This window comes from Duganella callida (assembly GCF_004614165.1).
Lineage (GTDB): Bacteria > Pseudomonadota > Gammaproteobacteria > Burkholderiales > Burkholderiaceae_D > Rugamonas > Rugamonas callida.
Genome location: NZ_SPVG01000174.1, coordinates 22136 through 37191, shown reverse-complemented (window position 1 = coordinate 37191; position 15056 = coordinate 22136). Strand labels below are relative to the sequence as shown.

At 64.5% G+C, this 15056-nt stretch carries 7 protein-coding genes; 4 read left to right on the top strand and 3 right to left on the bottom strand.

The genetic code is table 11. The features are described from left to right. Window positions 1-73: 73 nt before the first annotated feature. Both tkt and gap read left to right on the top strand, forming a co-directional pair. Window positions 74-2068 (top strand): transketolase, encoded by a 1995-nt coding sequence (gene tkt, locus E4L98_RS16895; protein WP_135202715.1) that lies wholly within the window; start codon window positions 74-76, stop codon window positions 2066-2068. Between the two features lie 47 nt (window positions 2069-2115). Next, complete coding sequence (gene gap, locus E4L98_RS16890) at window positions 2116-3126, top strand: type I glyceraldehyde-3-phosphate dehydrogenase (RefSeq protein WP_135202714.1); 1011 nt, start codon at window positions 2116-2118, stop codon at window positions 3124-3126. A 95-nt stretch (window positions 3127-3221) separates the two neighbouring features. Here gap and E4L98_RS16885 read toward each other — a convergent pair whose 3' ends face one another. From E4L98_RS16885 to glnE, 3 genes are all read right to left on the bottom strand, one after another. Beyond that, the gene (locus E4L98_RS16885; RefSeq protein ID WP_135202713.1) at window positions 3222-6164 is read right to left on the bottom strand and encodes a TonB-dependent receptor domain-containing protein; all 2943 of its coding nucleotides are present in this window, start codon (window positions 6162-6164) and stop codon (window positions 3222-3224) included. 505 nt (window positions 6165-6669) lie between these two features. Next, window positions 6670-7128, bottom strand: coding sequence for a cache domain-containing protein (locus tag E4L98_RS16880; protein ID WP_135202712.1), 459 nt, complete (start codon window positions 7126-7128; stop codon window positions 6670-6672). Window positions 7129-7136: 8 nt separating this feature from the next. Further along, window positions 7137-9866, bottom strand: coding sequence for a bifunctional [glutamate--ammonia ligase]-adenylyl-L-tyrosine phosphorylase/[glutamate--ammonia-ligase] adenylyltransferase (gene glnE, locus E4L98_RS16875; RefSeq protein ID WP_135202711.1), 2730 nt, complete (start codon window positions 9864-9866; stop codon window positions 7137-7139). Between the two features lie 180 nt (window positions 9867-10046). Here glnE and E4L98_RS16870 point away from each other — a divergent pair, with 180 nt between their 5' ends. Both E4L98_RS16870 and E4L98_RS16865 read left to right on the top strand, forming a co-directional pair. Further along, window positions 10047-14228, top strand: a complete 4182-nt coding sequence (locus tag E4L98_RS16870; RefSeq protein ID WP_135202710.1) for a YhdP family protein — start codon at window positions 10047-10049, stop codon at window positions 14226-14228. Next, on the top strand, window positions 14225-15025 hold the full coding sequence (locus tag E4L98_RS16865) for a carbon-nitrogen hydrolase family protein (protein WP_135202709.1): 801 nt from the start codon (window positions 14225-14227) through the stop codon (window positions 15023-15025). The genes E4L98_RS16870 and E4L98_RS16865 overlap by 4 nt, the downstream gene beginning before the upstream one ends. Window positions 15026-15056 lie beyond the last annotated feature (31 nt).

Sequence of the window (15056 nt, the reverse complement as noted above, 5' to 3'; positions counted from 1 at the left end):
GAGGTTAAGCAAGCCGGCACGCCCCCGTTCAGTTGCAATTGCATCCAGTTTCCATACTTTCGTGATATCGACGATGACTTCTACGCTCCCCCACACCCAAATGGCCAATGCGATCCGCGCGCTGGCAATGGACGCCGTCCAGAAGGCCAATTCCGGCCACCCAGGCATGCCGATGGGCATGGCCGAAATCGCCGTGGCTCTGTGGTCCGGCCATTACAGCCACAACCCGGCCAATCCGAAATGGGTGAACCGCGACCGCTTCCTGCTGTCCAACGGCCACGGCTCGATGCTGCACTACGCGCTGCTGCACCTGAGCGGCTACGCGGTGACCATGGATGACATCAAGTCGTTCCGCCAGCTGCACTCGAAGACCCCGGGCCACCCGGAAGTCGGCTACACCCCGGGCGTGGAAACCACCACCGGTCCGCTGGGCCAGGGCATCGCCAACGCGGTCGGCATGGCGCTGGCCGAATGGCTGCTGGCGAGCGAGTTCAACAAGCCGGGCCTGGACGTGGTCGACCATTACACCTACGCCTTCGTCGGCGACGGCTGCCTGATGGAAGGCATCTCGCACGAAGCCTGCGCGCTGGCCGGCACCCTGGGCCTGAAAAAACTGATCGCGCTGTACGACGACAACGGCATCTCCATCGACGGCAAGGTCGAAGGCTGGTTCACCGACGACACCCCGGCCCGCTTTGAAGCCTATGGCTGGAACGTGATCCGCGCGGTCGACGGCCACGACGTGGCCGCCGTCTCGGCCGCCATCGCCGCCGCCAAGCAGGCCGACAAGCCGACCCTGATCTGCTGCAAGACCGTGATCGGCAAGGGTTCGCCGAATCTGCAGGGCGGCGACAAGGTGCACGGCGCCGCGCTGGGCGAGAAGGAAGTGGCGGCCGTCCGTGAATACATCGGCTGGAGCGCGGCGCCGTTCGAGATCCCGGGCGACGTCTACGCGGCCTGGGACTTCAAATCGGCCGGCGCCAAACACGAGGCCGACTGGACCGCCAAGTTCACCGAGTACAGCGCCAAATACCCGGCCGAAGCGGCCGAGCTGAGCCGCCGCATGGCCGGCGATCTGCCGGACAACTTCGCGGCCACCCTGGCGGCCGGCATCGCCTCGACCGTCGAGAAGAAGGAAAACATCGCCACCCGCAAGGCCAGCCAGAACGCCATCCAGGCGCTGGCGCCGGTGCTGCCGGAATTCCTCGGCGGCTCGGCCGACCTGACCGGCTCCAACCTGACCAACTGGAAGGAAATCACCCCGGTGCGTTCCGGCCAGCCGGGCAACCACATCAACTACGGCGTGCGCGAGTTCGGCATGTCGGCGATCATGAACGGCGTCGCCCTGCACGGCGGCTACATCCCGTTCGGCGCCACCTTCCTGACCTTCGCCGACTACAGCCGCAACGCGCTGCGCATGGCCGCGCTGATGAAGCAACGTTCGATCTTCGTGTTCACCCACGATTCGATCGGCCTGGGCGAGGACGGCCCGACCCACCAGTCGGTCGAGCACGTCTCGTCGCTGCGCCTGATCCCCAACCTGGACAACTGGCGTCCGTGCGACACCACCGAATCGATGGTGGCCTGGGGCGCGGCGGTGCAGCGCAGGGATGGCCCGTCGACGCTGATCTTCTCGCGCCAGAACCTGCCGTACCAGGAGCGCAGCGCGGCGCAGATCGCCGACATCGCGCGCGGCGGCTACGTGCTGCGCGAAGCGGCCGACGCGCAGGTGACGCTGATCGCCACCGGTTCGGAAATCGAACTGGCGCAGGCGGCCGCCTCGGCGCTGGCGGCGGAAGGCATCGTCGCGCGCGTGGTGTCGATGCCGTCGACCGATGTATTTGACCGTCAGGACGCCGCTTACAAGGCGGCCGTGCTGACCAAGGGCGTGCCCCGCGTGGCAATCGAAGCCGGCGTCACCGATTTCTGGTACAAGTACGTCGGTCTGGAAGGCGCTGTTGTCGGCATCGATAGCTTCGGTGAATCCGCTCCGGCAGGCGTGCTGTTCAAGCATTTCGGCTTTACCGTGGAAAACGTGGTGGCCAAAGTCAAATCTGTCATTGCTTAATCTATAATCGCTGATTGCGGTACTAATATTATTCAAGGAGCAAACGTATGACGATCAAAGTTGCAATCAATGGCTATGGCCGTATCGGCCGTAACGTGCTGCGCGCCTTCTACGAAGGCGGCAAGAAGCAAGACATCCAGATCGTGGCCATCAACGACCTGGGCGACGCCAAGGCCAATGCCCACCTGACCCGCTACGACACCGCGCACGGCAAGTTCCCCGGCACTGTGGAAGTCGACGGCGACAACATGATCGTGAACGGCGACAAGATCCGCGTGTTCGCGCAGCGCAACCCGGCAGAAATCCCGTGGGGCGAGCTGGGCGTGGACGTGGTGCTGGAGTGCACCGGCTTCTTCACCACCAAGGAAAAGGCATCGGCCCACCTGAAGGGCGGCGCCAAGAAAGTCATCATCTCGGCCCCGGGCGGCAAGGACGTGGACGCGACCATCGTGTACGGCGTCAACCACGGCGTGCTGAAGGCCTCGGACACCGTGATCTCGAACGCCTCGTGCACCACCAACTGCCTGGCGCCGCTGGTCAAGCCGCTGAACGACGCCATCGGCCTGGAAAACGGCCTGATGACCACCGTGCACGCCTACACCAACGACCAGGTGCTGACCGACGTCATGCACGAAGACCTGCGCCGCGCGCGTTCGGCCACCCATTCGATGATCCCGACCAAGACCGGCGCGGCCGCCGCGGTCGGCCTGGTGCTGCCTGAGCTGAACGGCAAGCTGGACGGCTACGCCATCCGCGTACCGACCATCAACGTCTCGATCGTCGACCTGTCGTTCATCGCCAAGCGCGACACCACCGTGGACGAAGTCAACGCCATCATGAAGGCGGCGGCCGAAGGCCCGCTGGCCGGCGTGCTGACCTACCAGACCGAGCCGCTGGTATCGGTGGACTTCAACCACAACCCGGCCTCGTCGAACTTCGACGCCACCCTGACCAAGGTCTCGGGCCGCCTGGTGAAAGTCTCGTCGTGGTACGACAACGAGTGGGGCTTCTCCAACCGCATGCTGGACACCACCGTAGCGCTGATGAACGCCAAGTAATAATCCCGGCGCAGCCAGTAAAAAACCCTCGCGGCTTGCGCCGCGAGGGTTTTTTTTTGTCTTGCAGCCTGCCCCGCGGGGCAGGCCGGGACAGATTACAGCGACACGCGCAGGCCCAGGTAGTAGCGGCGGCCGATCGGATCGTAAGCCGAAGCGTCGGTCTCGGTACCGGTGGTGTTGCCTGGCAGACCGCTGACGATAGGCGGCGCTTTCTTGTCGAAGGCGTTGTCCATGCCGAAGTAGAACTGGTAGTTCTTCTTCACGTCGTAGGTCAGCTGGAAGTCGGTGGAGACGTACGCACCGATTTTCGGCGCCAGTTCCGGATTGTCGTAGGTGTTCAGGAACTGGTCGTCCAGCTTGACGCGGCCGGTGTAGCTGGTGGTGGTGTTGATGCCGAAGGCGCCCCACTTGTAGGCCAGGTTCAGCACGGCCTTGTTGCGTGGCGACTCGACTTCACCCGCCGATTCATCCGCCGCTTCGCCCGGCAGCGGCACGTTCCACAGCGTCTTCAGGTAGGTGTACGACAGCTTGGCGCTCAGGCGGCCAGGACCGACTTTGTCCGCCCACGAGGCGGTCAGGTCGACGCCGCGGGTGCCCAGGCCACCGCTGTTCGACACGCCGGTGTCGGAATACTTGATCGAACCGGCGCTGGCCGAACCTTCGGCCGTCGGACGACGGGTGATGAACTGGCAGTACACCGGATTGCCGCCGCCGTAGCACTGTTGCAGGGTGAACTGGCGCGGGGTGCTGACGATCGCGTCTTCGATGCGGATGTTGAAGTAGTCAGCCGTGAAGGTGAACTTGCTCAGCATCGGGATCGAGGTCGGGGTGATCACCACGCCCACGGTGCCCGACTTGCCGCGTTCGGCCTTCAGGTCCGGGTTGCCGCGGTTGTAGCCGCTGATGCCCTGGATGTCGGCCTGGGTCAGGGTGAACACGCCGCCGTTGGCAGCGATGTTGGCGTTCACGCCCGGCGCCGCGCGGCAGGCGATGCTGCGCGGGTCGTTGCTGGTGGCGGTCACACCCTCGCATGGGTCGACGATGCCCGACGGGAAGTCCTGGGTCGGCGGCGAGTACAGTTCGTTGATGTTCGGCGCGCGGGTCGAGACCGCCTTGGTGCCGCGGAACTTGATGTCCGAGATCGGCGCCCATTCAAAGCCGTAGTTCCAGCTCTTGGTGATGCCCACGGTCGAGTAGTCGCCATGACGGAACGAGGCGCGGAAGTCCAGGTTCTTGGCGAACTTCTGGTCTTTCAGCAGCGGTACCTGGGTTTCCACGAATTCTTCACGCACGATGAAGCTGCCGTAGGTCGGCGGGATCGCGTTGCCGGCGTTCAGACCAGCCTGGGTCAGCGGGTCGGCCACCGAGCTCGAATCCTCGCTGCGCCATTCGAAGCCGCCAGCCACGCCGATGTTGCCGGCAGGCAGACCCCACGGCAGTTCGCCGCTGATGGTGGCGCCGGCGATCTTCTGGGTGATCGCGGTTTCCAGCGAACCTGGCGCGGTGACGTATTTCAGCGCTTCGGGGCTGATGGTGTTCAAGCCGAAGATGTTGATCGGTACGCAACCCTCGGCACGCGCCTGGGCGTCCGCGCACATCACGCCGCCGTCCGGGTTGGGAATGGCGGCCAGCGCATTGCGCATGCTCATCACGTTGACCTGGCCGGTCGAGCTTTGCGACTCGGTGGTGCGGCCGTAGCTCATGAAGGCTTCATAGTTCCAGTCTTCGGTGAACGGCAGGGTGCCTTTCAGACCGGTGGCCAGACGCAGCGTGCCGCGGTTGACGGTCGAGTGGCGCGGGCCGAACTCCGACAGGCGGCGGGTGAAGTGGTAATCCTTCAGACCGTCCTCGTCGGTGTCGGTCATGCGGTTCCACAGGTAATCCGGGATCAGCGGATTGCGGACCTTGACGCCGTTGACCAGGGTTTCGCCCGGCAGCACGCCGCCGGTACCCTGGTACACATTGGCCGAATCGAGCGGGAACGGCTCGATGTTGGTGTCGACCTTGGTCGAGGCATAGGTGCCCTCGAAGAAGGCGCTGTGTTTCTCGTTCAGCTTCAGGTTGCCGTTGGTGGCAAACAGGTAGCGTTCGGTTGGCACGGCGATGGTGCGGTATTCCGAACGGTTGAAACCGGTCGCCGCGCCGTTGGCGCCGTTGGTGTCGAACGGAATGACGTTGCCGTTCTTGTCGTAGGTGAAGTTGCCGGCGGTCTTGCCCGAGCCGTAGAAGAAGCGGCCTTGCGGCGCAAAGCTGGAGTAGAACGGCGCAGTGGTTTTGAAAATGTCGCGCACGTCGCCGGTGACGGCTTCGGACAGCGAATACTGGTCGACGGCCGCGCCCAGGTTAGGACGGTCTTTCGACATCACCGAGCCCTGCTTCGAATAGCCGAAGTGACCCATGATGTTGCTGCCGCCGTCGGCGCTGGTGGTGCCGAAGGTGATGGCCAGTTTTTTCTTGTAGTCGTCGCCGCGGTCGCTCTTGCCGACCGAACCGTCGACGGTGACGCCTTCAAAATTTTTCTTCAGGATGATGTTGACCACACCAGCCACCGCGTCCGAGCCGTAGGTCGCCGAAGCGCCGCCGGTCAGCAGTTCCACGCGTTCGATGAAATCGACCGGAATGGTGTTCAGGTCGACCGCAGTGTCGCCCGGCACGCCGGACACGAAGCGGCGGCCGTTGACCAGTACCAGGGTACGCGAGTCGCCCAGGTTACGCAGGTTGACGGTGGACACACCGCCGCCCGAGGTCAGGAAGTTGGAGTTGGTACGGCTCAGGGTCGGGGTACCCAGGGTCGGGTTCTTCTGCAGCAGGTCCTGCAGGTTCACGACGCCCGACGCGGCGATGTCGGCCGAGGTCAGGATCTGCAGCGGCGTTGGCGATTCGGCGCTTGGGGACATCAGGCGCGAACCGGTAATCTGAACTTTCTGTACGGTATCAGCTGGCGCAGCATCCTGGGCAAATGCTGCATGTGCGCTCATCGCCATGCCGGCTACGCAGATCATGCGTACGGAACGGGACAACACTGTTTCCTTCATCATTGGGGAACTCCTTAGGGTGTATTGAAACAACTCTCCGTTATATTTTTGTTAAATTTTTTAGTTTAACCAGTCAACTGTACCTACTCAGTGGTCATCTTGTAAACGTAAAGCCACGCAAAAAAAGCATCATTCGCAGAAAAGCAACAGTGCACTGGTGGTAACAAGTTGAGTTAAATCAACAGTAGAAAATGGATTGCTATTTTATCGCCGAAGAAAATAGTCATGGCCGAAGAAAATGAAATGGAGATATCGGCCGATTCATTTCAAACCACGGCGAGATTATTATTTTTTATAATGATGAAGCAGGTGGGGAGGTTGGAATAATGTCTACGAAAAACGCGTAGGGGAATACGTGGGTGTGCCGGATTAAACAATCATAATTGTGGGAAAGATGCCAATTTTTGGCATCCTCATGCCAGAAAGTTGCATGAGTTTCACGAAAAATGCACCAAGGATGGGCAGTGGACAAACGGGGGAAAGGTGCGCTGTGAGAGGCGGGAAGCCGTTATCGGTAGATGCCGGAGCCGATCAGCATATCGTCCAGCTTTTCGACGTAAGCGGCCTTGGATTCAACTTCCTTGGTGACGGGGTTGGGCCATTTATAATCCAGCCAACCTCTGCCATGATTTTTGGCGATGGCCGTCATTTCTTTTATAATGAGTTTTCCCTCATTATCTTTCATGGTTATCAGCTGGCGTCCCACCATTTTTGGGTTATTGCCATGAGTTAAAGCGACGCCATTCAGGCTATAAACGAATATATAGAGGTCGCGATCGTGGAAGTCACGGTTGGCTGGATCAGCGATGGCGGCGAACGCCCTCTCTCTTCCGGCGGATTGGATCAGCGCTTTTGCGCGTTGCACCATTGCAACGGCTTCCGCCGGTGTGGCCTTGCCGGCGGCCGCCGGCGCGCTGGCCGGCAGCAAGCCCAGGGATAACATCGCCGCTGCGATCATTGCCTTCATGGCATCCCTCAGGCGATGGCGTCCGGACCGAAGATGGCGTGCCACAACGCCATGACCTGGGCCGGATGCTCGCCCACCTGGGCCGGCGCGATACGCGCCAGATCCTGGCCCTGCAGGCGCAGCTGGTGCTGCAGCTTGCGGTACTTGCGGTAGGCGTCGGCCACGCTGGCGGCCAGCCCGGCATCGATCAAGCCCAGCTCCGCGCACAACTTGAGCAGGGCGATGTTGCCGGAATTGGCGGTCAGCTGCGGCCAGGCGGCGGCGTGCCGCAGCACCAGGAACTGCACGATGAACTCGATGTCGATCATGCCGCCCGGATCGTTTTTCAGATCGAACAGCGCCGAGGTGTTGGGCTTGGCGTCGTGCATGCGCTTGCGCATGGCGATCACCTCCGGTTTGAGCGGGCCGTCGGCCGGCCGTTCCTGGCGCAGCACCGCCTCGCGGATTTGCTCGAAGCGTAGGCCGATGGCGGCGTCGCCGGCGCAGAAGCGGGCGCGGGTCAGCGCCTGGTGTTCCCACACCCAGGCCGCGTTGTTTTCATATTTTTCGAACGCGTTCACGCTCGACACCAGCATGCCGCTGGCGCCGTCCGGCCGCAGCGCGGTGTCGATGTCGAACAGGATGCCGGCCGAAGTGTGCGAAGTCATCCAGGTGATGAAACGCTGCGCCAGCTTGGCGTACTGGGCCGGCGCGTCCTGGTCGGCGTCGTCGTATAGGAAAATCACGTCGAGGTCGGATACATAGCCCAGCTCCTTGCCCCCCAGCTTGCCGTAGGCGATGACGGCAAACCGCGGCACCTCGCGGTGGCGCGTGGCCACGGTCTGCCACACCGCCTGGATGGTGGCGGCGACGATGGTGTCGGCCAGCGCCGACAGGTAATCGGCCAGCTTTTCCACCGTCAGGTCACCGGCCAGGTCCTGCGCCAGCAGGTGGAACAGCTGGGCGTGGTGAATTTCGCGCAGGATATCGATCTGGCGCTCGGTGTCGCCCGGCACGGCCGCCAGCTGCCGCGCGATGTCGGCCGCCACCGCCGCCGGGTCGAACACGGCGTCGTGCACGCGGTCGTCCAGCAGTTCGTCCAGCAGGATCGGGTGCTGGCTGAGGAATTGCGCCGCCCAGCCGCTGGCGTGCACCATGCGGATCACCCGCGCCAGCGTGTGCGGGTACTCGGTCAGCAGCGACAGATAGGCCGAGCGGCGCGCGATTGCCTCCAAGAAATCCAGCAGCCGGCCCAGGGTGGCCATCTGGTTGCCGGCGCTCGATTCGCTGGCGGTCTGGACGATCAGCGGCAGCGCCGCGTTGATCAGCCCCTGCAGCTTGTTGCGGCTGGCTTCGGGCAGCGATTGCAGCCGCGGCGCCTGCCAGGTGGCGATCAAGCGCCGCGCCGCGCCTTCCGGATCGTCGAAGCCGAGCGCGGTGAAGCGGCCGACCATCACCTCGCGGTTGTCGGGATCGGCGCATTCGTTACTCGATTGCAATTCGATGTCATTCTCGCTGCTGCCGCTCTTGTCCGAGAACATTTCGTCGAACTGGCCGGCGACGAACTGGCGGTGCGCCTCCAGTTGGGCCAGCAGGGCGGCGCCGTCAGCCAGGTTCATCATTTGCGCCACGGTCTGCAGGTCGGCTTCGTTGGCGGGCAGGGTGTGGGTCTGGGCATCGTCCAGGTATTGCAGACGGTGCTCGAGATTGCGCAAGAAGGTGTAAGAAGCCAGCAGTTGGTAGACGATGGCGTGGCTGAGCAGCCCTTTTTCGGCCAGGATGCGCAAGGTGGTGCGGGTCGAGCGGTCGCGCAGGGCGGCGTCGCGGCCGCCGCGGATCAGCTGGAACACCTGCGACAGGAATTCGATTTCGCGGATGCCGCCGCGGCCCAGCTTGACGTTGTTGCTGCGGTCCGGATGCAGCCGTTCCTGGCGGTTGACCTCGGCGCGGATTTGCGCGTGCATGTTGCGGATCGCGTCGATCACGCCAAAGTCCAGGTAGCGGCGGAAACAGAACGGCCGCACGATCGCGTCCAGCGCGGCGATGTCCTCGGCGCGCCCGGTGACCGCGCGCGCCTTGACCCAGGCGTAGCGCTCCCACTCGCGGCCCTGGACGATCAGGTAGCGCTCGACCATGGCCAGGCTGGCCGCCAGCGGCCCGGAATTGCCGTTCGGCCGCAGCGCCATGTCGACCCGGAAGGTGTAGCCGTCCTCGGTGATCTCGGCCAGCGCGGCAATCAGCTTTTTCCCCAGCCGCACGAAGAATTCATGGTTGGACAGCGTGCGCTGGCCCGGTCCGGCGGCGGTGTCGCCATCCTCGGGGTAGACGAAGATCAGGTCGATGTCGGACGAGACGTTGAGCTCGCCGCCGCCATGCTTGCCCATGGCCAGCACCATCATTTGCTGCGGCAGGCCGGAATCGCGGCCGATCGGCGCGCCGTGCGCGGCCACCATGTCCGCATGCAGTTCGGCCAGATGTTGCTGAACGGCAAAGTCGGCAAAGCGTGTCATCGCCTCCACCACCTCGGCCAGGTTGGCCTGGCCCTCGAGGTCGCGCCGTATCAGTCCGCACACCAGCAAATTGCGCAACCGGCGCATGGCGCGTATCAGCGGCAGGCCGCCAGCGGCTTCCTTTGCTAAATATTCAGCCAGATCGATCCGGGCAAGCGATAATTGCGCTACTTCATCGATCTTGGCGGCGCGGTCGGGGGCGGCGGACAGCCAACGCTGGTAAAAACGCGAAACGGACGGTGAACTCATCGGCACTATGGTGAATTTGGTAAGTTGGTATCGGCACAAGCATGTAAAACCCGCGCAAACCCACCCTTTGGGGCGCTGTACGGGCGGCACCATGGGGTAGAATGGCAGCCCCGGCTTAACAGCTTGAAAAACCGAGTGTAGCGATTTATTTGAAGCGTGGCCTGATTTATTAGCGTATTAATGCAAAAACCGGAAGAGGAGACTGTGACAGGCGAGGGCCGCTTGGCCGCGCGCTGGCACCGGCTCCGTGCCGCCTATCGGATCTGCAATCTGGCCACCCACCACGTGCTGGGCTTCACCCTGAAGCTGGCGCTGCTGGTGTACTTTGCCTTCACCATCCTGTTCCTGACGCTGCGCTACGTGGTGCTGCCGAATATCGACCACTACAAGGGCGACCTCGAGCAGGCCGCCAGCCGCGCGCTCGGCAACCAGGTGACGATCTCGCGCGTGTACGCGTCCTGGCACGGCTTCCGCCCCAGCCTGTTCCTGGGCGAGGTGGTGCTGCACGACCGCCAGGGCCGGCCGGCGCTGACCCTGCCCAGCGTGGCCGCCACCATGTCGTGGTGGAGCATCGCCGGCACCGTGCGTTTCAGTTCGCTGGAGCTGAACCGCCCCGAGCTGGCGATCCGGCGCGAAGCGGACGGCAAGCTGTACGTGGCCGGCATTTACGTCGACCTCAGCAAGCCGAGCGACGGCAAGGGCCTGGACTGGCTGCTGACCCAGCGCGAGATCGTGATCCGCGAGGGGCGGCTGCAGTGGACCGACCAACTGCGCGCGGCGCCGCCGCTGGCGCTGGACAACGTCACCGTGGTGCTGCGCAACCAGTGGCTGCGCCATCAGCTGGCGCTGCGCGCCACGCCGCCGGCCGCGCTGGCGGCGCCGCTCGATGTACGCGCCGAATTCAGCCACCCGGCCTTCGGCGCCCGCGTGTCGAATTTCTCGATGTGGAAGGGCGAACTGTACGCCGACATCCGCAATACCGATCTGCTGGCCTGGAAGACCTGGCTCGATTACCCGTTCGAATTGAGCAGCGGCAGCGGCTCGCTGCGCGCCTGGGTCGGCGTCGACCAGTCGCGCCTGACCGGCATCACCGCCGATGTCGGCCTCAGCAATGTAACCGGCGTGCTGGGCAAGGAATTGCCGCTGCTGGACCTGCGGCAGCTGAGCGGGCGCATCGCCGTGCATGAGGATATCCGGCCACCGGCCGCGCGCCAGGGGGTGGCGGCGCCGGCCTTCGGCGCGCTGGGCCACAGCCTGGAACTGAGCAAGCTGACCCTGGTGACGCGCGATGGCCTGAGCATGGCGCCGACCTCGCTGTCCGAGCGCTACGTGGCGGCGGCAGGCGCCAGGCCGGAAAAGGTGGAACTGCGCGCGCCGCAGCTCGATCTGCGGACCCTGGCCGGCCTGGCCGCGCGCCTGCCGCTGAGCGAGCGCCAGCACAAGATGCTGGAAGCCTACGCCCCCAGCGGCCTGCTGCAAAACTTCTCGGCCGAATGGCAGGGCACCTTCCCGGCCCTGCAGACCTACCGCGTCAAGGGCGAGCTGGTCGGCATGGGCCTCAAGCCGCAACCGCCGCGCCTGGCGCAGCCGAAGACCGCCAAAACCCCGGCCATTGCCGGCATGCCGGCCATCCCCGGCTTCGACAACCTCAGCGGCTCGATCGACGCCACCGAACAAGGCGGCAGCTTCAACCTGAATTCGCAGCAACTGGTGCTGCAGATGCCGGACTATTTCGCCGAACCGTCGATGCCGTTCGACCACCTGAACCTCAAGGCGCGCTGGTCGTTCGAAGCCAACAACGAGCTGCTGTTCCAGATCGACGACCTGGACTTCGAGCAGGAAGGCTTGCGCGGCACGCTGCAGGGCACGCACCTGATCCCGCTGGCCGGCACGGGACCGGGCAAGGCCGACCTGAGCGGTACCCTGAGCGGCTTCCAGATCAACCGCATCGGCCGCTATCTGCCGATGCAGACCCCGCGCGACCTGCACGCCTGGCTGACCGGCGCGCTGGAAGGCGGCACCGCCACCGACGTCAGCGTGCGCCTGCGCGGCGACCTGGCGCGTTTCCCCTTCCACGGCGAGGACAAGGCGCATGGCGAATTCCGCGTCGCCGGCAAGCTGGTCGACGCCAGGCTCAACTACGAGCCCGGACATTATCTGCGAGAAGGCAAGGAACTCGGCAAGGACGGCAAGCCGCTGCCGCTGTGGCCGCAGGCCGAGCACATCAACGGCAGCTTCGTGTTCGAGCGCGCGCGCATGGAAATCCGCGGCGACACCGCCACCACCGCCGGCGTGGCGCTGAACGGCGTCAAGGCGGTGATCCCGGACCTGACACTGCACGATTCCATGCTGGAGATCGACGGCAACGCCGCCGGCGCCATGCAGGAATTCCTCAAATACGTGACGCTGAGTCCGGTGCTGGAATGGATTTCCCACTTCACCGACGAAACCCAGGCCAGCGGCAACGCCAAACTGGCGCTGAGCCTGCGCATTCCGCTGGCGCACGCGATCGACACCAAGGTGCAGGGCGCGCTGGCGCTGGGCGGCAACGATATCGTACTGATGAACGATCTGCCGGTGGTCAAGGGTGCGCAGGGCAAGATCGAATTCAACGAGCGGGGCGTCAACCTCAACCAGCTTTCCGGTAACTTCCTTGGCGGCCCGGTGGCGATCACCGGCGGCAGCCAGGCCGATGGCGCCATCATCGTGCGCCTGGGCGGGCAGATGACGGTGGACGGTTTCCGCCAGACCTACCAGATGCCGGCCATGCAGCGCCTGGCCGATCACTTCAGCGGCGGCACGCGCTACAACGGCACGGTGACGGTGCGCGACCATCAGGTGGTGGTGGCGGTCGATTCCAGCCTGACCGGGCTGGGACTGGACCTGCCGGCGCCGGTGAAAAAATCGCCGCTGGACGCGATGCCGCTGCGCTTCGTGCTGACCAGCGCCCTGAATCCGGACGCGGCCGGCCTGCTGCACGACGATATCCGCATCGGCCTCGGCAACGGCATTGCCGCGCGTTACCAGCGCCAGAAGCAGCCCAAACAGCACTGGAAAGTGGTGCGCGGCGGCATCGGCGTCAACACGGCGGCGCCGGAGCCGGACAGCGGCCTGGCGTTCAACATCAATCTGCGCACGCTGAACATCGACCAGTGGCTGGACTTCGGCGCGGCGATCGGCGGCGGCGCGGCCGACAGCGGCGCCGGCGCGGCCGACGCGGTCGACATGAATCAGTACGTGCTGCCCGATACCGTGGCCGCGCGCGCCAGCGAACTGGCGATCGGCGACCGCCAGCTCGACAACGTGGTGGTCGGCGTCACGCACCAGAAAGGCACCTGGCAGGCCAGCATCGATTCGGCCCAGGCCAACGGCTACCTGACCTGGGCCGAGCCCTCGACCGGCGCCGGCCTGGGCAAGGTGAGCGCGCGCCTGTCGACGCTGGTGATCCCGGAATCGCGCTCCAGCGACGTGCAGGAACTGCTGGACGGCAAGAGCGCCGCCGCCACCATCCCGGCGCTGGACGTGGTGGTCGAGCGATTCGAACTGTTCAACAAGCCGCTCGGCCGGCTGGAGCTGCAGGCCAACAACGCCCAGCTCGGCGGCGCACGCGAATGGCGCGTCAACAAGCTGTCTCTGGGCAATGCCGACGGCGAACTGTCCGGCACCGGCAAGTGGGTCAGCAAGGAGGGCGTGCACACGACCACGCTCAACTTCAATCTCGACATCGTCGATGCCGGCAAGCTGCTGGAGCGCTTTGGCTACGTCGACACGCTGAAGGGCGGCAAGGGCACGCTGAAGGGCGACCTCGCCTGGAAGGGCCTGCCATACTCGCTGGACCTGCCCAGTCTGTCCGGCCAGATCGCCATGAATGTGGAAAAAGGCCAGTTCCTCAAGCAGGATCCGGGCGCGGCCAAGCTGCTGGGCGTGCTCAGCCTGCAGGCCTTGCCGCGCCTGCTCAAGCTGGACTTCCATGACGTCATCTCGGAAGGGTTGGCGTTCGACGGCATCACCGCCAACGTCAACGTCAACCGCGGCATCGCCCGCACCGACAACCTGAAAATGCACGGCGTCGCGGCCACCGTGCTGATGGACGGCAGCGCCGACATCGCCAACGAAACCACCAACCTGCACGTGGTGGTGATACCGGAGGTCAACCTCGGCACCGCGCCGCTGGTGTATGGGCTGGCGGTCAACCCGGTGATCGGCCTCGGCAGTTTCCTGGCGCAGCTGTTCCTCAGCGCGCCGGTGATGAAGGCGCTGACTTATCATATGCAGGTGACCGGGCCGTGGAAAGCGCCGGCCGTCACCAAGCTCGACGCCGCCAAACTCGACACACCCGCCATTCCGAAGGGAGCGCCATGAACCACACCGTCGCCGCCATCCAGATGATTTCCTCGCCCACGGTGGAGGAGAACATCGCCACCGCCCGCCGCCTGGTCAGCGAAGCCGCGCGCGGCGGCGCCCAGCTGGTGCTGCTGCCCGAATACTGGGCCATCATGGGCCTGCACGACAGCGACAAGGTCAAGGTGGCGGAGCCGCCGGGCAGCGGTCCCATTCAGGAATTCATGGCCGGCCTGGCGAAGGAACTGAAGATCTGGCTGATCGGCGGCACGCTGCCGCTAACCTCGGACCAGGCGGACAAGGTGATCAACACCACCCTGGTCTACGGCCCGGACGGCGCCCATGTCAGCCGCTACGACAAGATCCATCTGTTCGGTTTCACCAAGGGCACGGAGTCGTACAACGAATCGAAAACCATCGTGCCGGGCAAGCATGTCGGCGTGTTCGACGGGCCGGTCGGCAAGGTCGGCATGTCGGTCTGCTACGACCTGCGCTTCCCGGAGCTGTTCCGCGCCATGGGACCGGTGGCCTTGATTGTGGTGCCGGCCGCCTTCACCTACACCACCGGCATGGCGCACTGGGAAATCCTGCTGCGCGCGCGCGCGATCGAAAACCAGTGCTATGTGCTGGCGGCGGCGCAGGGCGGCATCCACCCGAACGGCCGCCGCACCTGGGGCCACAGCATGCTGATCGACCCCTGGGGCACGGTCAAGGCGGTGCTGGCCGAGGGAGAGGGCGTAGTGCGCGGCGAGATCGACCCGGCCTTCATGGAAGGCGTGCGCGAAAGCCTGCCGGCGCTGAAACACCGCACCATGTGATATCCACTACAATGGCGGTAACCTTTAACAG

Coding starts and splice junctions, on each gene's coding strand:
- E4L98_RS16880 (WP_135202712.1), bottom strand. CDS start 7,128: ATGAAGGCAATGATCGCAGCGGCGATGTTATCCCTGGGCTTGCTGCCG.
- E4L98_RS16870 (WP_135202710.1), top strand. CDS start 10,047: ATGCAAAAACCGGAAGAGGAGACTGTGACAGGCGAGGGCCGCTTGGCC.
- tkt (WP_135202715.1), top strand. CDS start 74: ATGACTTCTACGCTCCCCCACACCCAAATGGCCAATGCGATCCGCGCG.
- glnE (WP_135202711.1), bottom strand. CDS start 9,866: ATGAGTTCACCGTCCGTTTCGCGTTTTTACCAGCGTTGGCTGTCCGCC.
- gap (WP_135202714.1), top strand. CDS start 2,116: ATGACGATCAAAGTTGCAATCAATGGCTATGGCCGTATCGGCCGTAAC.
- E4L98_RS16885 (WP_135202713.1), bottom strand. CDS start 6,164: ATGATGAAGGAAACAGTGTTGTCCCGTTCCGTACGCATGATCTGCGTA.
- E4L98_RS16865 (WP_135202709.1), top strand. CDS start 14,225: ATGAACCACACCGTCGCCGCCATCCAGATGATTTCCTCGCCCACGGTG.